Here is a 22,085-nt window from a genome sequence, read left to right as displayed (position 1 = left end):
AGAATAGACAGGATTGGCGGGCATTTGCTTTCAGTTGGAAAAGAAATTCTTATTTTTCACAAAAATAGGACAGGTGAAGAGGTGATTTAGTGACTAGCGCGGCAATACGAAACATCAGTTTTCCCGTGCTTCAATCCATGACACACTAGCATCTTATAACTTCGTCACCCCAGATTATCTCAAGGACAACGCCCCTCATGACGGATAAACCAACAAGTGCTTTTCTTCGGCTGCAATCTGAAATGGCAGAATTTGCCCGCGAGCGGGATTGGGAACAGTTCCACAACCCCAAAAATCTGGTCATGGCTTTGAGTGGGGAAGTCGGAGAACTGGCTGAGCTTTTTCAATGGTTAACACCTGAACAAGCTGAGAACTTTCCTCCTGAGAAACGACAAGCACTTGAACATGAGCTGGCAGACATCCAACTCTATCTAATACGCATTGCAGATCGCTGCGGCGTTGATTTGGAAAAAGCGTGTGATGAGAAGATCGAACATAACCGGAAGAAATACCCACCGGAAAAATGTTTTGGCCGCGCGGTAAAGTACAACGAACTTTGAGCAAACCACGATGTGAGTCATCACTTAGAGCCATTTACGACGCATCAGGGTTTCTCGGCACAAAAATGAGACATCATCTAAACTTTTGAGACAAAACTCTGGCTATCAAGTGAGGCGACGCTGTCAGCGCCCGCTAACAGGGAGGGTTTAATTATTTGGCTCAAAGCACCGGATGAAACGATGACCCCAACGGCAGCGACCAATCAGTCCAGCGACGTATTCCCCGAGAATGCGGTATTAATACGCATCATGCTTTTGTTTCTGGGTTGTCTGATTGAGTCGCTGTATTCCATCTACTTTCTCCGCCAGCCTAACAGCGCAGCCTTTATCTGGTACACCAACGGCTTCAGTATCGCCATGATAGCGCTGGCGCCTTCCAGCCAACGATTAGCACTTGTTGGCACGGCCTTCGTCGCTATATTACTCTCCAACATTATCTTCGGCGATGACCCACTTCAGAGCATTCAACTCGCAGCCGCGAACTCTTCCACCATTATTCTTGGCAGTCTGTCACTGGCCTATATCGCCCGATACGCTGAACCTTTCCTGTCGATGAAGGCTTTTACCTCCTTTGTGCTGCTAACTGTCTTGCTTAGCCCCCTCGCTGGCGCCGTCCTCGGCGGCTGGGTGCTGAACCGAGAATTGTCCATCCCCTTCGAAGCCGTTGCCCCTGCTTGGTACCTTGGTGATGTGATCGGTATCTTGGCTATCACACCTCTGGTTTACACCTTGCTGCAAAGCAACCGTGAATTGCCATCGAGCCTCTGTCGCCCAACTACCGTCATGACGATATTTGTCATCGCTGCGCTATGCGGATGGTTGCTTACCCATGCTACTTTCCCCTTTATTGCCATTGCCATCGCACTGACCGTGGCGGGCGCCATATTGGACAGGCTATCAGCTTTTTTCACCGCCTTTGTGGTCTCGGTGACCCTGGATTTATTGTTAGTAAACCCAGAAGAGAACCTAGTGATATCAACTGAACCCGTCAGTACGACTGGGCTTTTGCTCCCAATCAGTGGTGCCATGTTGCTTGGGGCAATCCTCGCCGTGAAGTCGGCGCGCCTGCTTCAAATCCAGAAAACGAGTGATGAACGGGCAGATTTGTTTTCAAATGCCATGCAGTCATCAGTGATAGGAACGGTCATGGTCCAGCCCGACGGGACAATGAGTAATGCCAACAAAAGCTTCATCGACCTGATTGGTTACACCGCAAAAGAGCTGGAAAAGAAAACCTTCCGACAGCTTGTGTTCCATCGCGATAAAGATGCAGCCAATGAGCAGCTTCAATTACTCTCTTCAGGCAAAATCAATAATTTTCAAACTGAAGTTCGCCTCACGCGCAAAAACAAACAGGTGGTTTGGACACGTATTGGTGTCTCCATCATCAGGGACAAATGGACAGGAAATACCCTGCAGTTTATCTATCAGGTTCAGGATATCGACAAAGATCGTCGCTTCGATGATGAGCGGAAAATGTGGTCGAAGAAATTCGAATTTGCCCTTGGAATCAACCGTACCGCAGTCTATGAAATGGAGTGCCACACGAAGTATCTGCACCTTTCAGAAAACGCCAGCCAAGCCATTGGCATCAAAGCCAGTGACGTCAAACGACTGTACGAGTGGATGTCCCGCATTCACCCGGATGATCTCAGAGAATACCAACACACAGTGACATACAATGGCGGCCAGTTTGGTGCCATTGAATATCGGTTACTGGATGACAATGAGCGCTATCGTTGGGTGAGGGATCATTGCCAACCTATCGAACATGACAGCCATGGCGTAACCACCAAAGTGATTGGTACCATCACGGATATTGATGATGAACGCGAGCTTTCGCTGCAAGAAGCACTCGCTGCCAAGCAAGCTGAACTTGTCGGCCAGGTATGCGATTTCGGCCTTTGGGAGTACAACCCAGAAACAGAAGAGATTTACTGGAATACCGAGATGTACGCCTTGTATGGCCTTCAGGAAAGTGACGGTATATCTAGATCCCTGTGGCGCGATAAAGTCTTGCCTTCAGACCAACACCAACTTGAGGCCATGTTCACTGTGGCAAGGATGCACGACGAGCAGCTCGACATCAACATTCAGGTGAGAAATGCCAATGGTCAGGTGGTATACCACCATATTCTCGCCCGCGTAATACACCCAGACAGCGGTTCACGGTTGGTCGGGCTCTGTCAGGAGACCACTACGATCCACCGCGAAAACGTGCAACTCGAAAGGGAGAACTTGCTGCTCGCAACCGCTGCCGAATCCGTCAGTGATGGTATAATCGCGCTTGATTCCCTGCTCAGAATCACCTTTATCAACCGCCATGCCGCAGCTTTCACTGGCCTGTCGAACAATGATTTAATCGGCGCTAGCATTGATGAGCAGTTCAATATTTTTGACCGCCAAAATCAATACACCTTTGCTCACCTACTCTCTGCATACCATCAGGACTTCCGCCTGAACGGTACCTTCACCTTGCAAACTGAGCAACATCAGGAACAACTGGTTTATTTAGAGGTGATTCCGGTTATCCCAGATGGAAATGCACCGAACGGATGGGTGCTCACCTTCCATCTTCACACAGTCTCTATGGAAGAGCGTATTGCAGGAAAAGAGGAAAAGTCGGCTTTAGATATGCTCACCAAACTTCCGAACCGACGCGCTTTTGAACACAAGCTGCAAGGTCATATCGACAGTCTCGAGGAATCCTTAGACAGACATACACTGGCAGTCGTGGAAATCGGCGGACTCGAAGCGCTGGCCGATGCCTTTGGTAACCAAATCAGGGATCAACTTGTTAAATCAGCTGGTTTAATCATCAAGTCTTTTGGAAAACAGAACGCTGCCAGACTCAGTGACAAGCAGTTTGGCGTCTTACTGCCTAACGAATCAATCGAAAACGCCCAGCATTCTCTTAACAAGCTTTCAGAGAAAATCTGCTCATTAAAATACCAACATGGCGAAACGTCTTACCCGTTGGATTGCTCAATTGGCTTAACGGCTGCCGAGGCACTGCAAAGCACGCCGTTCCAGCTGATTTACCAAGCACAGGTTGCTCTTGAATCATTAACTGAAAGCTGCAAGCCGGCCATTTCAGTATTCGACCCTTCATTGCTGAATGATGGCATTTCATTCCGTCGCGACTTCCTGTTGCAGCGGATTGATACTGCCATATCCACGAATTCTTTCAGTCTACTTAGCATGCCATTGGTACCCAATAGCCAGGAGCTTCCTACCTGGCATGAAGTGCTCGTCAGACTGATCACTGAAGAAGGGGATTTACTGCTTCCCGCCGAGTTTCTCCCTGCTGCTGAGCCGACAGGTCGCCTGATCAGCATTGAGCGCTGGGTGTTTAACGAAGTGCTTGTAGAACAGGCAAATGCCCTCGCAGAAACTGGATTGGGTATTGCCGTCAATATTTCAACCGGCGCTTTCTACAGTGAGAGCTTCATGAGTTACTGTCTCGGTTTAATCAAAGACAGTGTGCTGCCTGCCAGCCAGATTTGTATCGAAGTCAAAGAGAGTACTTTGCTTATCGACACCATTCGCTCTCAAGACATCGTTTCATCACTGCGTAAACTCGGATGCGAAGTCGCCGTCGACAACTTTGGCTCAGAACTCTCCTCGTTTGGTTACTTGCGCAAATTCAATATCAGCCTAATCAAAATCGATGGCAGCATTATCTCAATGATGAAGTCGAGCAAGGTCGATAAACGCATTGTTGAATCCATCAAACAGGTGGCGGATACACTGAAAGTTAAAACTTCCGCGCACAAGGTCAACAGCGAGGAAGACCTTCGCCATGTGCGCGAAGTGGGCCTTGATTACACCCAAGGCTATGTGTACGGAGAACCTATCCCGCTTGGGCGCGTCATTTCCTCTTCTAAGGCCGGCATCAGAAATCCCTACGAGAAAGACGCAGCCAGCAATAGAAAGTCTGCAGGTTAACAACATTCATATTCAAACAATACGCAGATCCAGCATTCGGGTCGTTTGGGTATAGCTCGTGTCACAGAGTCACTCCTAACACCTTCCCATCATTGACGATTTAGCATTCAATCAAACTTCTTACAGAAGGCTTTATCAGGGATTGATACATGGTGAATTGCGACTATTTGATCATTGGCGCAGGAATCGTTGGATTGAGTGTCGCCAGTGAACTGCAAAAGCAGGAGCCCAATGCGCGTGTTGTGGTGGTCGAAAAGGAACCTCAACCTGCCAGCCACCAAACAGGACGCAACAGCGGTGTCATCCACGCTGGTGTTTACTACACACCGGGCAGCATGAAGGCGCGTTTTTGCAAAGAAGGCAATCAAGCCATTAAAGCTTTCTGTACCGAGCACCAAATCCCTTTCGAGGAATGCGGCAAACTGCTGGTTGCCACCAGTGAAGTTGAACTGGAACGCATGGAAGCATTAAAAATCCGCGCAGCTGACAACGAATTGGATTTCGATGTGCTGGACGCGGCACAGCTAGAGAATAAAGAGCCAAATATCAGTGGGCTTGGTGCTATCTTTATCCCTTCCACAGGCATCGTTAGCTATCGCCAGATCTGCCAAAAACTCGGAAGTATGATCAAGGAGCGCGGTGGGGATATTTTTTATAGTCATCCTGTTGAGTACATTCAGGAATCAAAAGATGGCGTGACTGTGGTGGCAGGTGAACAAACCTTCCATACCAGCAAGCTGATTTCCTGCGCAGGCATCATGTCAGATCGCATTGTGCGCATGCTGGGAGAGACGCCGGATTTCCAAATGGTGCCGTTTCGCGGCGATTACTACCAACTGGCGAGCGAACATAATGCCATTATCAGCAGTCTGATTTATCCCATCCCTGACCCTGCTTTGCCCTTCCTCGGCGTTCACCTGACCAAAATGATTGATGGCTCGGTCACTGTTGGCCCAAATGCGGTGCTAAGTCTTGCCCGTGAAGGCTACTCTCGCTTTTCTTTCTCTCCGAGTGACGTGGTTGAGATGCTGCAGTATCCCGGGTTTTACAAAGTGATTCGCCGCAATTTCAAATCCGCCATGAAGGAGCTCAGGAATGGGTTCTGGAAACCGGGCTACTTAAAGGAAGTGCAGAAGTATTGCCCTTCCCTAACCAATCAGGATTTGCGTTCCTACCCCTCCGGTATTCGTGCTCAAGCGGTCTATCAAAACGGCGATCTGGTTGATGATTTCCTGTTCCACAAAACCGAGCACGCATTAGTCGTATGCAATGCACCTTCACCGGCAGCAACATCTTGCTTTCCTATCGCTAAACATATCGTCGAACAACTCAACTAGACCTGCTCAAAAAGCGCGCTAACACCTTGTGTGCTAGCGCAAAATTTCTTTCTTTAGCTCCCTCGATGCCGACAAATTTCTTTCCTTTTTTCAAGGTCAGGCATAGCATCGTCGCCTCTATTCACTAAGAACAAAAACAACAATCAGAAGTGACGATGAAAAAAGCCATTCTTCTGCTGTCAGCAACCCTGCTTACTGGCTGCTCAGCAGCGCCCGAAACCCCGGATTGCAACTGCGATAACACTCCGCTACCTGTCACCAGCCAACCCGTATCTGATGCCAACAAAAAGGCAATTAGCGCCCTGTTCGCTTACATTGCCAAAGAGGCGAAAAAACAATGGGGCGACGATGAGTATGTCGAGTCCAGCAAACACCGCTATGTGAAATATCTGGACGGTTATCAGACCCGGGCACACATCGACTTTGAGGCTGGTAAGATTTACGTTTCTACCGTTGCCCAACGCCAGCCGATGGAAAAGCTGCAAAAAGCCATCGTTCAAACGGTATTAATGCCCGCTGATCCGAAGCACGTCGAGCAGTTTACGGACAAAGAGATTGAGCTCACCGGAAAGCCATTTTTCCTCGGTCAGATTGTCGATCAGGAAGGCAAATCAATTGAATGGGAATGGCGCGCAAACCGCTTTGCGGATTACCTCATCGACAACAAGCTGCAAAGCAAATCCATCAAGCGCGGCAAAGCCTATTACGTGCAGATTGATATGGTGAAAGATCATTTGGAGCAGCGTGAATACCAGTATGCACACTATGTCCGCGACGCCTCAAAGCGTTACGACATTCCAGAAGATCTGATTTATGCGGTGATCAAAACCGAGAGCAGCTTCAACCCTTATGCTGTCAGCCATGCCGGTGCGTACGGTTTAATGCAGGTGATCCCGAAAACAGCAGGTGCAGATGTGTTTAATCTGGTGAAGAAGAAGCCGGGAATGCCGACCAAAGAGTACCTGTTCGATCCCGCAAACAATATCGACACAGGCACGGCATATCTGCACATTCTGAAAACCCGCTACCTGCGTGATGTGAAGAACGCTTCGTCCAAGCACTTCAGCATGATCTCCGCCTACAACGGCGGCACAGGCGGCGTACTGGCGACCTTTCATAGTGATCGTAAACAGGCGATGGTAGAGCTTAACCGTAAGTCCCCGCGTCAGGTCTACGATGCCCTGACAACCCGACACCCGAAAGACGAGGCGAGACGCTACCTTCAGAAGGTGCTCTACTTCCAGAAAGACTTTAATGAAGGAAAAATCTAGGTCGGTAAGGTAAGAGTGCTCTAACAGAAAAACGCGAAGTCAGTTACTTCGCGTTTTTCATCTCTTCGAATCCACCAGCATTGTGAAGATTGGTGAAGCCTTTGCTCAGTAGGTATTGATACGCTGCACCTGAGCGAACACCGCTGCGGCAATACAGCACCAGCGGTGTGTCTTTATCTAAATTCTGGATGTGTCTATCCAGTTCTGTCACGGGGTAATTCACCGCACCGCTCAAGTGGCCGTCATCGAATTCACCCGGCGTGCGAACATCCACCACCATCGCGCCCTGTTCAATCATTTCCCAACCATACTCTGCGCGGTCGGATGCCAAAGCTAAAGGCGCCACCAGCAGGGCACTACAGAGTGTCAGGGTTAACGCGATTGTTTTATTCATTCCTTCATCCTTGGTACAAATCTACTTCTGCTTGTATTTATGTAATAAATCCAGAGGGATATGGCAATAGTCATCAGGGAAACGGGTCAGCCTATCCTGATGTTCTTTATCGCTCGGCACGTAGTTACTCAATGGCAGTACTTCCACCGCAACCCTGTCTGCATCTTCCCTGGCCGCAATGAAGTCGCGGACAATAGTCAAATGCTCAGGATGATTGCTGTATACGCCTGTGCGGTATTTTTCGCCGACATCTTCGCCTTGCTTGTTAACGCTATGCGGGTTGATGATTTCAAAGAAATATCCCATCAATGTCTCTACTGAGACCGTGTCAGGGTCGAATTGTGTTCGTACACATTCGGCATAACCATCATAAGGTGAAGCCGTTGAGTGGCTGGTGCCGTTTGCCCGTCCCGCTTCGGTGAACACCACGCCCGGCAAGTGGCGCATAAACTCTTGCACGCCCCACAGGCAGCCACCTGCAAAGTAGATCTCTTCCAACGGTTTTTCTGGCGAAGCATTTTTCATTGTTAATGAGTATCTTGTTTATTGGTTTAAACGACTTTCAACTACTTCATAGTGAGACACGTGAAAGTCAGGTTTCAGTTCGTACTTTTCATCTTCCGGGTACAAACGGGCAATGCCGATATCCTCACCCGCAAAGGCCTTAATGCACTCCAGATCTTTCCAGTAGCTGATCAACGTGATTTCTGAATTTCCATCCATCTCCCGCTTGAAGATCTGCGCCCCCTGAAAGCCCTCAGTCTCAGACGTTTCTTTCACACCAGTTTCATAAAGATAAGCAATAAAGCCCTCTTCATGATGCTTTGGACAGCGCGCTTTCCATTCCCTTGCGATCATCTCAAACCCCTTGTTACTCCCTGAATTTTGAAAACCTTAACACGGTAAAATCCCACTTGGGGAAATTTGTCCGCTAGTCTTCATACATATTCATCCTTTCCAACGAAAAACAGCCCTCTAAGGGCTGTTTTATGAATAATGTTCATCGGTTGAAATCGGGAGAGAAAACTACCGCTTAACAATGTATGGAGTAATACTATTCGGCCTATAAAACCGTTCAGTACCTGCCAATAGCAAGGCTTTATGTCACGGATTTCAGCCTGATAAAGTCACTCTGACTGGCCTTGCGCTGGTTTTCCTCCAAGTAGTCAAGCCAACCATCAACGGGCAGCGGTTTGGCAAAATAGTAGCCTTGAGCCGAAGCACACCCAAGCTGACGCAATGTATCGACATGCGGTCGAGTTTCTGCCCCTTCTGCCACCACGGATAAGTCCAGCACGTTCGCCAGTTGGAGAATCGCTTTGGTGATTTCATAGTCCGACGATGATGAGTGAACGTCTTTGATGAAACTACGATCGAGCTTGATGTAATCGGCTGACAGATTTTTAAGCACGGAGAGCGAGGAGTAACCCGTGCCGAAGTCATCAATCGCGATTTTGTAGCCTTTGGCGTGAAGGGTTTCGATTGTCCTGACGCAGGTTTCAAAGTCCCGCATCATGTCGCGTTCCGTGATTTCCAAAATCAGCTGGCTCGGCTCGCAATCTGTCTTATCGAGGATTTTTTGCAGTTGCTCTGCCAAATCTGTCATGTAGAACATTCTTGCGGAGAAGTTAACGGAGATAAGGATACTTGACGTGTCGATACCGGCATTTTTCCACTCTGTGACCAATCTGGCTACCTTGCTAAACACCCATTTATCGATGTCGACAACCAGATCAGATTTCTCTGCGACTTCCATGAAAGCAGACGGCGGGAGCAAGCCCAGTTTAGGATGCTGCCACCGCACCAATGCTTCTGCACCAACAATATTGCCGGAAGCTAAATTCACTTTGGGTTGGAAAAAAACAGTCAGTTCATCTCGACGAACCGCATGGTTTAAACCGCGGTTGGTTTCGATGATGTCGTTCACTTCTGTGGTCATTTCATCCGTATAAATACGGTAACTGTCGCGACCATTGCGTTTCGCGTAATACATCGCCGTATCTGCATTCCGGATCAGTGTTTCACCATCATGTCCGTGGTCAGGGAACTCACAGATACCGATACTGGTTGATACAAAAATTGTGCTTTTTTCAATGTAGTAAGGCTGCTTGATTGCCTTATTAATTCTCTGGGCAATGAGCTTCCCTTGCTCTAAGTGAGTGTTAGGAATGAGGATCATAAACTCATCCCCACCCATGCGGGCGACAAAGCCGGAATCACCAATCAATCTGGTCAGTTTCTCCGCCACGTTGACCAGTAAGTTGTCTCCCGCGGCATGTCCCAGGGAGTCATTGATGGTTTTGAATTCATCAATATCCAGATAGAGAAGCAGGAATTTGGTGCCATTCTCCTTGGAGTCAGCGATTTGGTTACGCAGCTCTTTCGTCGCGAGTAATCGATTCGCTAAGCGGGTCAACGGGTCATGGTGGGCAAGAAAGTCGAAGTTTTTCTTCTCTTCGGTAATGGCCTGATAAGCTTCGGACAGCCTCGCTGCCATGTTGTTGTAGGCATTCTCGATATGCCCCCACTCATCCGAACGCCCCAAATCAATGGGCCGTTTGGTTCCATGGGAAACCAAGCGATCGAATCCATCTTTAAGATCGTCCAGAGGCTTCTGGATATGCCTGCTGACAACGTGATTAACCAGCAGCACGGAGAACAAAAACGCTAACAGGCTGATGATGATAGCGTTGAAGCGAGATTCAGTGATCACATCTTCCAGCTGAGTCGTGAGCTGTAAGGTTTGCTCCTGCACACGGGATTCCGTGCTTTCCACCATTTCTAGCAAACCTGCCTGAGCCTGAACAAGTGCCGCCATCACAATCCAACGCTGGTCCAGATTGGCGCGGATTTTCCTGAGCGTCGCATGGTATCGCTCTAAGGTCCGCTTAATCGCGATTTTCTGCGTTCGGACTTCCGTGGTGGATATGTCCACGTTTTCCAGATGAAGCTGAAGAATATCCAGCTCCTTTTCTGCCTCGATGAGTAACACTTTTTCGGTTTCAGGCGTAATGCGGCTATGAATATCCCCCAACATTTTACCAACCATCAAAAATGACTCACGAAGCATGGCGATAATATCGAGCTCGTTGTTGTAGATAGTCACTTCTTCCTCGCCGAGGTGTTCTAACTTGCTCGCTGCCACTGCCACCTCAAGCGCGTTGAGTTGATCCGCCAGGGTCGCATCAATGGTTTTGGTCTGTTTGAGAATTCGGTTCAGTGCCAGAGAGCTGCCGAGAAAGCGGTGGAAGTTGTCGATGAACGCATCTATTTGATAGGAAAAGTCCTGATTCGTAGAAAGATCTCTTAGCCTTTGCAGTTGGAAATCAATGTTAAACGCTTCTTCAGAAAGCACAGTTTCACTGTACAGGAAGGTTTGTTCCAATAGCTTCACACGCGAGGTCAATGCAAAGACACGACGGCTGATCTCTGAGTTCACAATCAGTTCAGAGACATGACGTGAGGTTTCCGTTTTGAGTGTTGATTCGACGTAGAACAGCGAACGAATAACAATCAAAACAGCGAAGCTCACCATCAGGAGAGAGATGAGGCTTGAGATGATAAGCCTTTGGGTAATACTGGTATTGTTCAGGTTCATCATGGCTTCCATATCTTGAGGTAGGCATCGCGGTAGCCATTTTTTGGGTCGTACACACCACGTTCATGCTTGCCAATCAATTCACTGACATTATCTGGTGTCACCATGTGTACAGGCGCGGAATACCCACTCGGGGGAAGTTGGTTGAATGCGCGGTTCAGTTCATCCGTGATCTGCCAACCATGCAAGTAGAGTGGCTCTGGAACTGTTGCTAACTGGAAGCTGCCATTGTTGATGCGCTTATAGGCCGCACGGCTTCCGTCACCGGCAGAGATGTTCTGCGGTATATGAATTTGCTGTTCAACGTTTGTTTCTAGCGAAGGGATAACATAATCAATATAGAGGTCGTTGATGGCGAGAATGTGGGTAATATCTGCGCCGTATTTCTTCCATAGACCTTCAAACGTTACTGGCATCTGCTCGGCAATTTTATCCAGCGGCAGCGCGTTGACCTCCAAGACTTCACAGTTTGCACAGCGCCGGATGGTGTCAGCCATGGCGTTCGCTTTGATGGTGGCAATTTTATAGTTGGGGTCTGTGAATATCAGGGTTTTTGCGCGCCCCTTGGAGTTGACGATAGCCAGCATGGCGGCAATCTCAGCAACGGCGAGAGGATCTGTGGTGACGTTCATGAAAAGACCCAGTTCGCTGTTCCCACCTGCTAACTCGGTTGCATGCCAACCAATCACCACGATCCCCTGGCTTTTGGCTATCTTGAGAACGTCTTTATGATGCTGGGCGTCGATGCCACCGAGCACAATCGCATCCGGTTTGAAACTGATGGCTTTCTTGATGGCTGCTCCTTGGCGAACCTCTGAGCCAAACCCATCAATAAACCTAAGGTGCCAGTCGATATTGGAAATGGCTTCAGACATTCCTTTCCCAACGCCGTACACCCCACCGTTTCTCAAGTCAGAAGCAACGAAAATAATGTTTTTGTCGCTCACGATACTCGGGCCGGTCGTGGGGCCATCCCAGACAGCGTTCTCAGATATCGCTCTTCTCACTTTTTCCTGCGCATAAGCAACGTAATACGCTGTCATCGTTTCGGCAGAACACGTTGTCGCGAAGAAAAAGATGATAAAAGTCTTGAATCGGGAAAAAATATAAGCACTCAAAGAATGAAACCAGTCCGATTTATAATTCTCATGTATCATTAATAAGCATGTTAATAGAGTTTTTCCAGTTGGTAAACCACAAGGAAGGAAAATGAAAAGAAGTATAGTGGCAGGCCTGGTTTTTGCTTTATGGGTGATGTCTTTTTCAGTTTCATCTAAAGAAAACCTAAATAATTCGAATAATGAAAAACTTAAAACATTTCAGAAAACCGTTAGTGAACCACCTTTACCGACGAATATAGAAAAATTAAGCAAACCTATGCGTATTGCAGTTATTTACCCGAGTGCAGATATCTCTGATTTTTGGGTGAAAAATTTCAAAGCGATGACCAAACGCTTACTGGACTTAAAGCTGCCCTATGAGGTTCATGAGTATCCCTCAAAGCAAATCGAGCACTCATTGCAATCGCAATATACAGATCAAGTACTTAACGCTGAGCAGCCTTACGACTTCGTGATTTTCGGCCCTTCCGAACTGGACCTGCAGGCAGATAACATCCAAAAACTCTCGGCGTCAGACAAGTTCAAAACCTTCATTTGGGCGTTCCACACACCTAACAATCAATGGACACATCAACCAGACGGCTGGTTCGACTTTTCGAGTGCTATGGGCGCAGATGTGCTTTGCGATCACGTGATTAAACACATGGGAAAACAGGTGGAGTTTGCGGCAAACCGTGGGATTCCTGGCATTACAGATACTCAACGTTCTCAAGGATTTATCGACTGTGTTCAGCAGAAAGGCGATTGGCTAAACATTTACGAGCACTTTGGCCAATATCAGAAACTCGGAGGCGCTGACGGCGTAAGGTTGGTACTCAATAATTTCCCTGAAGTGTCAATGATACACAATGCCAATACGGCCATGACCATGGGAGCGGTTGAAGCGCTTGGTGAAGCAGACCGATTGTCTGACATTTATGTGACGGGCTGGGGTGGTACAGCAAAGGAGATCGAAAAAATTCGGGCGGGTGAGTTAGATGCGACGCCAATGCGGATGAGTGATGATCTGGGTGTGGCCACCGCTGAAGCCATCAAATTTCACATTGAAGGTAGGGCATCAGAAGTACCTTTAATTTATCTCGGACGTATCACTGTGGTTCATAACCAGATGGAAGAAAGCGAATTAAATCGCCTGACCAAAGAAGCATTCCGTTATTCTGGCATTGAGTGAAAAATATCAAAACCCGACACCTTAATTCTCATTAATGAGAATTAAAGTGTCGATAATCCAATTTATTCTCGAACTTAAGAAGATAAAATAATATCCAATTGAATTAATTTGCACAACTGAAAACGAAATGAAAAACATTTCATATAAAAAAGAAAGGTGGCAGTTTAAGAATTATTCTTCCGAGCCTGTACACCTTCCACTTTCTTTATTAATAAAAACAATCTAATAGTGCGTTTAATTGGTCACCTAGCGAACTGGGATAGCTACCCTGACGCCCAACCCTGGCTCAGCATCAAACAGCTCAATATTGCCATAATGCAAACCAGCCACCGCTTTTGCCAAAGACAACCCAAGACCCAAGCCACCATCTGTGCGGCTTTTGTCTACGCGGTATAGGCGCTCGAACACGCGCTCTTTTTCTTCATCCGCAATGCCAGAACCGTTATCGCTCACTTCGAGCCACACATTGCCACTTTCCAAATTTTCCCCGCAGCGAAGTTGGATATAGCTGCCCGCCGGACAATAGCGCAGCGCGTTCTCAATCAGGTTCGCCACCTGCTGGATAAGTAGTTCTCGATCGCCTTGAATCATCAATGGTGAATCTGGCTTATCAACCGTCAGCGTCATCTCGGCATCTTCAGCCACATCGACATAAATCTCTGCCACAGTTTCGATGACATCGTTGAGATCAAGGGCCATAAATCGGCTTCGGCGAGCACCGGATTCAATCTGGGAAATCCTCAGCAACGCGTCAAAGATAGAAGCTAAACGCTGCGAATCTTCCAGCGCTTTGTCCAGTTCCTCGATAAAAGCGTCATCGAGATTCGGCTCGACACGGTCGGCTTCTTCACGGAGTGTCAGCAGGTTATGGCGCAAGCGGGTAATCGGTGTTTTTAGCTCGTGAGCGATGTTGGCAGAGATGTCGCTCATCGCCGCGACAGAGCCTTCCAGTCGTGACAGCATGTCATCAACAGAAACTGAAATACGCGCCAAGTCATTGTGTGTATATTTCACGTCCGTACGTGCGGAAAGATCGCCCTCAGCCGCGGCATTGAGCACGCTTTCAATGCGATTAATGCGTTTTTGACTGATACGGCTCATCGCAATAACCAATGCCACGGTGAAAATCGAAACCAATACGCCGGCAAGTACAAAACCAGATGCCAGCACCGCAAGAATCTCATCGTCCTCAATCGGGTCGTCATCCACTTTTTTGTGGTGACCCGTGGCAAGCTGCTGGGACTCTTTCACTATCTCCCGGTTCTGATCTTTCAGCTCATGCTCGACATAGAGGAAGGTCACGGTTGCCATCAGTACCAGACTGATAATCGACACGCCACCAAACATCAAACCTTGCTGGGTTGCCGAGCTTTTCATCCACGTCGGCAACAACGTCAGCAGTTTGCGCTTGGAAAAGTGGCGATGGAATAAGTCCGTCACTCTGGCTTTCATTTCGCCTCACCACCTTTTTGTTCAAGCTTGTAGCCCACGCCACGCACAGTCTGAATCAGTGTGTCGCCAAATGGCTTTTCGAGCTTGTTGCGAAGGCGGCTGATGTGGGTTTCCACTACACTGGTTTGCGGGTCGAAATGAATATCCCAAACGTGTTCAAGCAGCATGGTACGGGTGATAACCCGACCAGGATGACGGAGGAATAGCTCCAGAATACGGAACTCTTTCGGCTGTAAATCCAGTGGCTGCCCCTGTCGGGTGGCGGAATGCTCAAACAGGTTCAGCACCACGTCGCCATAACTGATTTCAGGGCTGGCTTCGGTGGACTTCAACACAGAACGGCGGGAAAGCGCGGTGACGCGAGCCAACAGCTCAGAAAACGCGAAAGGCTTGGTGAGGTAATCATCACCACCCGCTTCCAAGCCCTGCACGCGATCGTCTACACCGCCTAGGGCGGTCAGAAAGAGAATCGGCGTGCCGACCTGAGCTGCACGCAGCGCTTTTACCAAAGAGAGGCCATCCAGCCCCGGCAACATACGGTCGACAATCGCCACATCGTAGCTTTCTGCCATACAAAGCGTGAGCGCATGCTTACCGTTGTCGGTGACTTCAACCTGATGGCCTGCTTCACGCAGGCCTTTTTCTACAAAACTACTGAGGCTGGTATCGTCCTCGACCAACAACACGCGCATAGGGACTCTCTCTGTTCGGATAACATTGCGGCTTACATAGCCGCAATCGGTTCTTCGTCGTTTCTCTTATCTGTTGGGTTGGCAATGTCGTTCGCCATCTTGCGCTGTTGCCATTTTGCCATAATGATGGCGGCAACCCCTGCCATCAAACTGATACCCAGTGTAACCAGTCCCAGCATAAATAGTAGTGAGAAACTCACAACACCCAGAATTGCCATAGGTGCCTCTTGAACAACACGTTTCACCATCTCTTTTGCGCGTTGCCACATTGATGTGTTTTTGTTTTCGTCGTTCATATGTACCTCCAAATGGGGGCGACACCGCCCCACAGAAAGATTCGAATGGTCTACTTTTCAGCGTGGGTTTACTTCGCTGCTACCGCATTGATGCGGGTTTCAACGCGTTTGCCGTTTGCATCCAGAAGCTCAACTTCATAAGAAGGCTGGCCACGGTGGTCATCTTGCTCAATGCTCCAGGCTTTACCGCCTACCTGGGTTTCTGCTTGCATCAGCGCTTGTTCCAGTGACAGGTAAGTCCCGTCTTTGATGCCTGACAGCCAGATCGCATCTTCTACGTCGTCATCGTGGTGATCGTCATGGTCGCGGCGGGTTTTCGTCAGGATCACTTCTCCCGTCGTCGCGTTCACCACGGTTTTGATTTCTTCACCGGTTTCGCTTGCCAATTCAATCTCGTATACCGCCTGGCCCATTTCTACGTCGCGTTCTGCTTCAAGTACCACGCCGCCAGTGGCGTTTTTGGCAATCTCAACCGCCTGAACCAGGCTGACTGCATCTTCGTTCAGTGACTTTGGCGCGTCACCCGCATTTGCAGTGCCTACCGCCATCATGGCGCTCAGACCCAATACAGCAGAAATAGCAGCAGGCTTAAAAATCATTGTCTTTTTCATGGTGTCATCCTCGTTATTGGTATCGGTGGACAAGGACGTTTCCCTGTCGACGTAGATACTCTAACCAAAGGGGCTTTCGCCAACTTTTCGCGAACTATACATTTTTGTAAGGTTTGATAAGGCTCGCTTTCCCAAGCATTTGCATCGAATCATCGCGATAAAAACAGTAGTATCAACGCTTATGGCAGAAGCCGATTCTTTCCCTATGCAAGGAGTGCAACTATGGGCAGCGAGTTCTTTTTCGCTTCAATTCTCAACCTTTCCATCAATCTCATTTACACCATCATTTCTCTGCTGGTTGGCGTTTACGCCCTGTTGTGGGTGGACAAGAAACTATTGAAGAATGTGGATATAGAAGAGGAAATGAAGAAGGGCAATGTAGCGGTTTCGCTTTTTGCATCAACCATCCTCATTTTCGTCGCCGTTATCGTCGCGTTCGGTTTTCGCAGTTAAGCCATGAACCTCAAGTTTTATCTTCCGCTGATGTTGGTGTTGACCGTAGTTGCCAGCCTGCTTGAAGAGAGAAAGGCCAAGCTACCGGATGTGCCAAGTCACACAGAAAAGCAGGTAACCGCTTCCACCAGCGCCTTGACTCAGGCGGATATCGAATTTGATGGCAGCAATGGCTTTCTCACCTTGCTTGAATCAAACCGTAAGATCTCTCACAAGGAAATCGCCCGTTGGCGTGCATCTTTAAAAGGGAATAACGGGTTTTACACCTACCAAACCAATAACCGATCTTTTACGGCGCTAGCACCCGATATCAAAGGGAACTTTCACCTGACACACAGTTACCTAGAAGGCTATCTGCCCTTCAAGGTCGACAACCCTATGTTGCCCATGCTGGTGATCGCCAGAAAGAAAACCTATCAGTATGACCACGAACAATACGGTGGCCTGATGGAAATTTGGCAATCGAGCAAGCAGTCATATTTCTACCCTTCAGGGGATTGTGAGGACCATGCCATTCTGCTGGCAGACTGGTTGATTGAAGCGGGTTATGACGCACGCGTGGCGGTCGGTACATATGATGGTGGCGGTCATGCCTGGGTAGTGCTGTTCCTTAATGGCAACGAATATGTGTTGGAAGCAACCCAAAAGCGGGGATTTGGCAGACAGTATCCACTGGCTTCAACACTACCAAATTACCACCCGACAATGATGTTTACCCAAGACCATTTTTGGCTGAACACAGGTTCTGAAGTCACCACAGATTATTCATCTAAGCACTGGAAACTGATGAGCCGGTTCACTGAGCAGCCTTTTTAACAATTTACAATGTAAACAAGGACACTTACCCGCTAGATGGAAACGGTTTCCCTATCACCTCTCAGCTTAAATGATTGCCGAGCACTAAACGCAGCTTTGATTCAGGGGCAGCACCACGATTTGTTGAGCTACCAGTTAATCCTTTAAAACAAACCGCCGGAATTGCGCCGGCGGTTTGTTTTTGGTCGTTGGATTACGGACGCAAAGTCGCAAAATCCAGCGCCTTTCCATCTTTGGAAAGCGGGAAGAAGAAAGTCTCTCCGCTGCTGTCATCCACACCGTCATTGTCGGTGACAGCGAATGCTTTACCGTCTTTGGTGATCGCAAAGCCTTCAATCTTGTCCGTCACGAAGCCACCTGGTGCTTTCAGATCCGGAATGAAGTCGTATACCACTTCTTTGCGAACCAATGGCAGTTTCCCGCCCAGAGCCACTGGCTTGGTATCTGCCAGCAAGACACGGGTCAGTTGCTTCACTTTCGCCGCGTCACCAATTTGGTTATCACGCTCAATGATGTAAAGTGCACCTTCGTGTTCCGTGATTTCAGACAGACCTACCCAGCCTTTTGAAGCAGGTTCGGTCGGGTAGCGCACCGCTTTCCACTCGCCAGTTTTGGTGTTGTATTGCACCAGCTTTACGGTGTTTTCAGGGTCGTCTTTCCAGCTACGTTGAATGGCAACCCAGAGGTTGTCACCCACACGGGTCACGCCTTCTGAGCCGAAGCGTTTTTCCACAGCCAGCAATTCAACGGGGAATTCGACTGTTTCTACAATGTTGCCGTTGACGTCAGTGCGATACAGGGCGTGTGGGATCTCTTTGTCAGTGCGCCCTTCAGAGGCTAACCAGAAACCGCCTTTACCATCTGTGGTAATCCCTTCCAAATCCAGCTTCTTCGCTGGTTTGCCGTCTTTCATTACTGGAATACGCTTTGTGATTTTGGCTGGCGCAGAAGAAGCATCGACCACAAAAATCGAAGGCTGGGCTTTATAGAAACTGTCGTTCACAGCATACAGGGTGTTTTCGTTGTTTGGATCCGCAACCAGACCTGACAACGCCCCCCATCCGATGGGTTTACCATCAACCATCACAGATTCAATTTGTGGGTAAGCAGGCGTTTCGCTGCCAATCTGATAAAGCATCACATGAGCACGTACGCCACCATCTTCAATCAGATCTTTCTCGTTGGCCGTTGCCAGCAGACCACGCTGTGGAATCGCAACAGCGGATTCCGGTGCAATGCCAGATGGTAGCAACTGAACAAACTCTGGTGCTTTACCTGTGTCGCGGTAAACGCCGACGACTGAGCCTCGCTCAGACAACACAAAAATGTATTGCTGCCCATTGAAAGTACCGACTTCCAGACCTTCCGGCTCTGCGCCTTTGTTACCAGAGCGTTTTTCCGGGTAGTGGCCCGCCATTGCGATGCGGTATTCCAGATCCAGACCCGACTCAAACAGCACATCGCCTTGCTTGTTAAAGATGGTGAAACCGCGTGAGCCGCCTTCGTAGTCACCTTCATTGGCAATCACGAAACGCTCGTCATCCAGCCATTTCACCGCATCGGGTTCGCGCTTACGGTTCTTCTGCGTGCCATCAAAAGTCAGGGCGCGCTCTTCATCCAAGTCGACGTTATCCAAGTCAACCGCGCCAGCAGGGAAGTGCGCAATCACTTCGCCTTTTTTACCATCAACAATCACCAAGTGATTGTTCTCTTGCAGGGTGACCACGATTTCGCCAAGGCTGTTTATATCCACAAATTCTGGCTCTGGGTCTTCCGGCGCAATACCTGCCATACCTGTCATTGCCACTTTCATTTGTTCTGCACACACCAGTTGACCGCCTTTCACAGGGACAATCGCCAAGTGGCCGGCAGGAAATTGCGGAAGCACACCGTCATTCAGGTCTTCATCGCGTTCATTTTCAATCGCCACCGCAACAAAACTGCCGTCTTTCGCCACCGCAACCGAATCGGGTTGTCCGCCCAAGTCGCACTTCCACATTTGTTTACCCGTGTTCAGGTTTCGCTGAACCAGATAGCCGGAAGGCTGGGTGTAATTTTCTGAAGTGTTCACGCCAGTGACAAAGGTGTCACCCAACACATCAATCGAGGTTGGCTCGCCATCCAAAGAAACAAAACCTTTCCCAGTTGGTTTTTTAGGGTTGGTGATATCCAGCATCCCCACACCTTTCAACGGACTATCGGTGTAAACCAGTGTGTTGCCGTCTTCACTGACAGCAATAATTTCCGCGGAGGTTTCGTGACTTTTTTCCACGCCCGGTGGGATATTGTTGGCTGTAGACACGGCACTGATGCGCTGGAATGAAGACTGATCTGCGGCGTGCAAACCCGCGCTGACTGAAAGCGCCAGCACAGAAGTGAGTAGGTTGCGCTGCTTACGCATGGGTGGACTCCTTTCTATTACCCTATTCAATGGCGCTACCTTTACGAGCCGAGATTTCAGAACAATGACAATCGGATGGCAGTTAGGTGATGCTAGTGAAATATCGTTCAATACCCACACTTCAGTGTCTGGTAACTTCCACATCACTGCATGAGTGAGACGTACTCCTCGCATCATCTTAGGGTGACTTTACCCCTCTGATGATTCGTGGGAGGTTGATGAACGGACAAATTAGGGAGAATAGAATGCACCTTGCCGAGTTAAATATTTCGTTTGCAAAAGCCAATATCGACGACCCACTTTTGAAGGACTTTGTCGATAACATTCCCTCAGTCAATGCGACTGCGGAATCGTCCCGTGGGTATGTGTGGCGCTTCAAAGACTCCTACAGCAAGGTGCTCAGCTACCGCCTTTTTGGTAACCCTAACACCCTGATTAACCTCTCTGTTTGGGAGTCCGCCGATGCACTCAAGCAGTTCATGTTCGAAACCCATCATTTGGACATCATGAAGCGCCGCAATGAATGGTTTGAAAAACCAAGCTCCCACAACTTTGTGATGTGGTGGATTCCGAAGGGACACATCCCTTCTCTGGAAGAAGCAAAAGAGAGGCTGGAGCATTTACGCGAACACGGCGAGTCAGAATACGCCTTCACTTTCCGTCAATTCTTCGAACCTTCAGATTCAGGTGCAACAACAGAAACAGCTCAAAACCAAATGTAACCCACTTCACCGCATAGCATTTTGTTTCCGTTTTAAGAAGGTTTGTTTGCAGGAAGTTGCCTTTGATCTCAAAGCGATCAACGTCCTTCATTTAGGATAACTTCAATCATCTTGAATGGCTGCGCGGCCGGACATGGTCGCGTTCCTGACGACCTTGGAGTGCGCCAATGAACCAACACGGTAAACTGAACTACGTTGAATTTCCCGCCCGCGACCTGTTAGCCACCAAATCCTTTTTCTCTGAAGCCTTTGGCTGGACCTTCACTGATTACGGCCCTGATTACACCGCCTTTTCTGATCAAGGCTTAGATGGTGGATTCTTCCGCGCAGACATGTGCTCAGAGACGTCAAACGGCGGCGCACTTTTGGTGTTTTACAGTGAGTCTTTGGAGCAGACAGAAATCAATGTGAAGCAGACTGGCGGCAAGATTGTGAAGCCGATTTTCGATTTCCCGGGTGGCAGGCGTTTTCATTTTACCGAACCAAGCGGCAATGAGTTTGCGGTTTGGTCAGATAGATAACGAGGAGGGGGCGAGCCCCCTTCTGTAATCAATTTAGGTTGAAGTTCAAAGACTCGTCCACATCCAGCCAAAGTGCTACTGAACGTTCTTTTCCTACCTGAAGAGACTTGCCTTCTCCCATTCTACGCATATTCAAACCAAGAGAACGTAACATGCGCTCACACCCCACTGTGGTGACAAAGACATAGGCACGGATATCATTTTGTTTGGCAAAGTCATAAAAAGATCGAATCAAAGTGAGTGCATGATTGCCAAACCAGCCATTGCTTGCTTCCGTGTAGCTCTCCCGTGCCGTTGTAAATCGCGAAATTTCCCATACGCCCTCTTCCTCAGGAGCGGCTTCACCTTGGAGTAATTGCGGAAACACATCTTTTAGCATGTAGCTCTGCTGTGTTGGTAACGCTCTCCAACATCCCACAATTTTTCCTTCCTCATCTTTTAGAGCGATATGGCTGGCACCGGAACGATCAAAATCGTCAGACTCCATTTTCTGGTTAGATTTTACTTCCCACCCCAGACGTTCCAAGAAACTGCGATGACGTAGGCGATAAATATCGTTAAGCACGGATTGATTGGAAAAACGTGTTTCTGGAGTCAGAGTAATTAGCTGGTTCATGGTCTCATCCTTTAGCCGTTGGCATTGTTTTGAACGAACGTTGCTGAACGGGTTAAAGGCTATTGCAGAGCATTTTTTTAGATAAGCTGTCTAAAATAGCAGTCA

At 48.6% G+C, this 22,085-nt stretch carries 20 protein-coding genes; 9 read left to right on the top strand and 11 right to left on the bottom strand.

Features of this window, described 5'->3' with window-relative positions; genetic code table 11:
- Window positions 1-197 precede the first annotated feature (197 nt).
- The 4 genes from GCE9029_RS11330 to mltC all read left to right on the top strand — a co-directional run bounded on the left by GCE9029_RS11330 (window position 198) and on the right by mltC (window position 7,116).
- A complete protein-coding gene (locus tag GCE9029_RS11330) occupies window positions 198-560 on the top strand; it encodes a nucleotide pyrophosphohydrolase (protein WP_062663377.1) in 363 nt (120 codons plus the stop codon).
- 180 nt (window positions 561-740) lie between these two features.
- Complete coding sequence (locus GCE9029_RS11325; protein WP_062663376.1) at window positions 741-4,508, top strand: EAL domain-containing protein; 3,768 nt, start codon at window positions 741-743, stop codon at window positions 4,506-4,508.
- A 149-nt stretch (window positions 4,509-4,657) separates the two neighbouring features.
- Window positions 4,658-5,845, top strand: coding sequence for an L-2-hydroxyglutarate dehydrogenase (lhgD, locus tag GCE9029_RS11320; protein WP_062663375.1), 1,188 nt, complete (start codon window positions 4,658-4,660; stop codon window positions 5,843-5,845).
- A 155-nt stretch (window positions 5,846-6,000) separates the two neighbouring features.
- Window positions 6,001-7,116 (top strand): membrane-bound lytic murein transglycosylase MltC, encoded by a 1,116-nt coding sequence (gene mltC / locus GCE9029_RS11315; RefSeq protein WP_062663374.1) that lies wholly within the window; start codon window positions 6,001-6,003, stop codon window positions 7,114-7,116.
- A 43-nt stretch (window positions 7,117-7,159) separates the two neighbouring features.
- On the opposite strand, the gene GCE9029_RS11310 is transcribed toward mltC, so the two are convergent.
- From GCE9029_RS11310 to GCE9029_RS11290, 5 genes are all read right to left on the bottom strand, one after another.
- A complete protein-coding gene (locus tag GCE9029_RS11310; RefSeq protein ID WP_062663373.1) occupies window positions 7,160-7,510 on the bottom strand; it encodes a rhodanese-like domain-containing protein in 351 nt (116 codons plus the stop codon).
- A gap of 21 nt (window positions 7,511-7,531) precedes the next feature.
- Window positions 7,532-8,008: a peptide-methionine (S)-S-oxide reductase gene (locus GCE9029_RS11305; protein WP_062665597.1), complete on the bottom strand. Its 477-nt coding sequence runs from the start codon at window positions 8,006-8,008 to the stop codon at window positions 7,532-7,534.
- 45 nt (window positions 8,009-8,053) lie between these two features.
- Window positions 8,054-8,368 (bottom strand): antibiotic biosynthesis monooxygenase family protein, encoded by a 315-nt coding sequence (locus GCE9029_RS11300; protein WP_002536663.1) that lies wholly within the window; start codon window positions 8,366-8,368, stop codon window positions 8,054-8,056.
- A 241-nt stretch (window positions 8,369-8,609) separates the two neighbouring features.
- Complete coding sequence (locus GCE9029_RS11295) at window positions 8,610-11,108, bottom strand: putative bifunctional diguanylate cyclase/phosphodiesterase (RefSeq protein WP_062663372.1); 2,499 nt, start codon at window positions 11,106-11,108, stop codon at window positions 8,610-8,612.
- Entirely contained in the window at window positions 11,108-12,151 is a 1,044-nt protein-coding gene (locus tag GCE9029_RS11290; protein WP_062665595.1) for a substrate-binding domain-containing protein, read from the bottom strand. Before GCE9029_RS11290 ends, GCE9029_RS11295 begins: the two co-directional genes overlap by 1 nt.
- Before the next feature lie 211 nt (window positions 12,152-12,362).
- On the opposite strand from GCE9029_RS11290, the gene GCE9029_RS11285 reads away from it, so the two are divergent.
- Window positions 12,363-13,400: a substrate-binding domain-containing protein gene (locus GCE9029_RS11285; protein ID WP_157487830.1), complete on the top strand. Its 1,038-nt coding sequence runs from the start codon at window positions 12,363-12,365 to the stop codon at window positions 13,398-13,400.
- Window positions 13,401-13,646: 246 nt separating this feature from the next.
- Here GCE9029_RS11285 and GCE9029_RS11280 read toward each other — a convergent pair whose 3' ends face one another.
- The 4 genes from GCE9029_RS11280 to GCE9029_RS11265 all read right to left on the bottom strand — a co-directional run bounded on the left by GCE9029_RS11280 (window position 13,647) and on the right by GCE9029_RS11265 (window position 16,451).
- On the bottom strand, window positions 13,647-14,852 hold the full coding sequence (locus GCE9029_RS11280; protein WP_062663370.1) for a sensor histidine kinase: 1,206 nt from the start codon (window positions 14,850-14,852) through the stop codon (window positions 13,647-13,649).
- Window positions 14,849-15,544 (bottom strand): response regulator transcription factor, encoded by a 696-nt coding sequence (locus tag GCE9029_RS11275; protein ID WP_002536655.1) that lies wholly within the window; start codon window positions 15,542-15,544, stop codon window positions 14,849-14,851. Before GCE9029_RS11275 ends, GCE9029_RS11280 begins: the two co-directional genes overlap by 4 nt.
- Window positions 15,545-15,576: 32 nt before the next feature.
- Window positions 15,577-15,840 carry a hypothetical protein gene (locus GCE9029_RS11270; RefSeq protein WP_062663369.1) on the bottom strand — a complete coding sequence of 88 codons (264 nt, stop codon included), beginning with the start codon at window positions 15,838-15,840 and terminating at the stop codon, window positions 15,577-15,579.
- A gap of 68 nt (window positions 15,841-15,908) precedes the next feature.
- Window positions 15,909-16,451, bottom strand: a complete 543-nt coding sequence (locus GCE9029_RS11265) for a PepSY domain-containing protein (RefSeq protein WP_062665593.1) — start codon at window positions 16,449-16,451, stop codon at window positions 15,909-15,911.
- 222 nt (window positions 16,452-16,673) lie between these two features.
- Here GCE9029_RS11265 and GCE9029_RS11260 point away from each other — a divergent pair, with 222 nt between their 5' ends.
- A complete protein-coding gene (locus GCE9029_RS11260) occupies window positions 16,674-16,904 on the top strand; it encodes a DUF350 domain-containing protein (protein WP_002536650.1) in 231 nt (76 codons plus the stop codon).
- Window positions 16,905-16,907: 3 nt separating this feature from the next.
- Window positions 16,908-17,720 (top strand): transglutaminase domain-containing protein, encoded by an 813-nt coding sequence (locus tag GCE9029_RS11255; protein ID WP_062663368.1) that lies wholly within the window; start codon window positions 16,908-16,910, stop codon window positions 17,718-17,720.
- 193 nt (window positions 17,721-17,913) lie between these two features.
- On the opposite strand, the gene GCE9029_RS11250 is transcribed toward GCE9029_RS11255, so the two are convergent.
- Window positions 17,914-20,121 (bottom strand): esterase-like activity of phytase family protein, encoded by a 2,208-nt coding sequence (locus GCE9029_RS11250; RefSeq protein ID WP_062663367.1) that lies wholly within the window; start codon window positions 20,119-20,121, stop codon window positions 17,914-17,916.
- A 245-nt stretch (window positions 20,122-20,366) separates the two neighbouring features.
- Here GCE9029_RS11250 and GCE9029_RS11245 point away from each other — a divergent pair, with 245 nt between their 5' ends.
- Both GCE9029_RS11245 and GCE9029_RS11240 read left to right on the top strand, forming a co-directional pair.
- Window positions 20,367-20,843, top strand: a complete 477-nt coding sequence (locus GCE9029_RS11245) for a DUF3291 domain-containing protein (RefSeq protein WP_062663366.1) — start codon at window positions 20,367-20,369, stop codon at window positions 20,841-20,843.
- Between the two features lie 167 nt (window positions 20,844-21,010).
- A complete protein-coding gene (locus GCE9029_RS11240; RefSeq protein ID WP_062663365.1) occupies window positions 21,011-21,364 on the top strand; it encodes a VOC family protein in 354 nt (117 codons plus the stop codon).
- A 28-nt stretch (window positions 21,365-21,392) separates the two neighbouring features.
- Here the strand turns inward: GCE9029_RS11240 and GCE9029_RS11235 are convergent, their stop codons facing one another.
- Complete coding sequence (locus tag GCE9029_RS11235) at window positions 21,393-21,980, bottom strand: acyl-homoserine-lactone synthase (protein ID WP_002536638.1); 588 nt, start codon at window positions 21,978-21,980, stop codon at window positions 21,393-21,395.
- Between the last annotated feature and the right edge of the window lie 105 nt (window positions 21,981-22,085).

The sequence above is a fragment of the Grimontia celer genome (assembly GCF_900055185.1).
GTDB classification, from domain to species: domain Bacteria; phylum Pseudomonadota; class Gammaproteobacteria; order Enterobacterales; family Vibrionaceae; genus Enterovibrio; species Enterovibrio celer.
Note: the sequence above shows the minus strand (reverse complement) of the source record. Positions and strands in the feature narration are given on the sequence as shown.

Bases quoted from the DNA above. Each gene is read 5' to 3' on its own strand.
- GCE9029_RS11330 (WP_062663377.1), top strand. From the start codon at position 198: ATGACGGATAAACCAACAAGTGCTTTTCTTCGGCTGCAATCTGAAATG.
- GCE9029_RS11325 (WP_062663376.1), top strand. From the start codon at position 741: ATGACCCCAACGGCAGCGACCAATCAGTCCAGCGACGTATTCCCCGAG.
- lhgD (WP_062663375.1), top strand. From the start codon at position 4,658: ATGGTGAATTGCGACTATTTGATCATTGGCGCAGGAATCGTTGGATTG.
- mltC (WP_062663374.1), top strand. From the start codon at position 6,001: ATGAAAAAAGCCATTCTTCTGCTGTCAGCAACCCTGCTTACTGGCTGC.
- GCE9029_RS11310 (WP_062663373.1), bottom strand. From the start codon at position 7,510: ATGAATAAAACAATCGCGTTAACCCTGACACTCTGTAGTGCCCTGCTG.
- GCE9029_RS11300 (WP_002536663.1), bottom strand. From the start codon at position 8,368: ATGATCGCAAGGGAATGGAAAGCGCGCTGTCCAAAGCATCATGAAGAG.
- GCE9029_RS11295 (WP_062663372.1), bottom strand. From the start codon at position 11,108: ATGAACCTGAACAATACCAGTATTACCCAAAGGCTTATCATCTCAAGC.
- GCE9029_RS11290 (WP_062665595.1), bottom strand. From the start codon at position 12,151: ATGACAGCGTATTACGTTGCTTATGCGCAGGAAAAAGTGAGAAGAGCG.
- GCE9029_RS11285 (WP_157487830.1), top strand. From the start codon at position 12,363: ATGTCTTTTTCAGTTTCATCTAAAGAAAACCTAAATAATTCGAATAAT.
- GCE9029_RS11280 (WP_062663370.1), bottom strand. From the start codon at position 14,852: ATGAAAGCCAGAGTGACGGACTTATTCCATCGCCACTTTTCCAAGCGC.
- GCE9029_RS11275 (WP_002536655.1), bottom strand. From the start codon at position 15,544: ATGCGCGTGTTGTTGGTCGAGGACGATACCAGCCTCAGTAGTTTTGTA.
- GCE9029_RS11270 (WP_062663369.1), bottom strand. From the start codon at position 15,840: ATGAACGACGAAAACAAAAACACATCAATGTGGCAACGCGCAAAAGAG.
- GCE9029_RS11265 (WP_062665593.1), bottom strand. From the start codon at position 16,451: ATGAAAAAGACAATGATTTTTAAGCCTGCTGCTATTTCTGCTGTATTG.
- GCE9029_RS11260 (WP_002536650.1), top strand. From the start codon at position 16,674: ATGGGCAGCGAGTTCTTTTTCGCTTCAATTCTCAACCTTTCCATCAAT.
- GCE9029_RS11255 (WP_062663368.1), top strand. From the start codon at position 16,908: ATGAACCTCAAGTTTTATCTTCCGCTGATGTTGGTGTTGACCGTAGTT.
- GCE9029_RS11250 (WP_062663367.1), bottom strand. From the start codon at position 20,121: ATGCGTAAGCAGCGCAACCTACTCACTTCTGTGCTGGCGCTTTCAGTC.
- GCE9029_RS11245 (WP_062663366.1), top strand. From the start codon at position 20,367: ATGCACCTTGCCGAGTTAAATATTTCGTTTGCAAAAGCCAATATCGAC.
- GCE9029_RS11240 (WP_062663365.1), top strand. From the start codon at position 21,011: ATGAACCAACACGGTAAACTGAACTACGTTGAATTTCCCGCCCGCGAC.
- GCE9029_RS11235 (WP_002536638.1), bottom strand. From the start codon at position 21,980: ATGAACCAGCTAATTACTCTGACTCCAGAAACACGTTTTTCCAATCAA.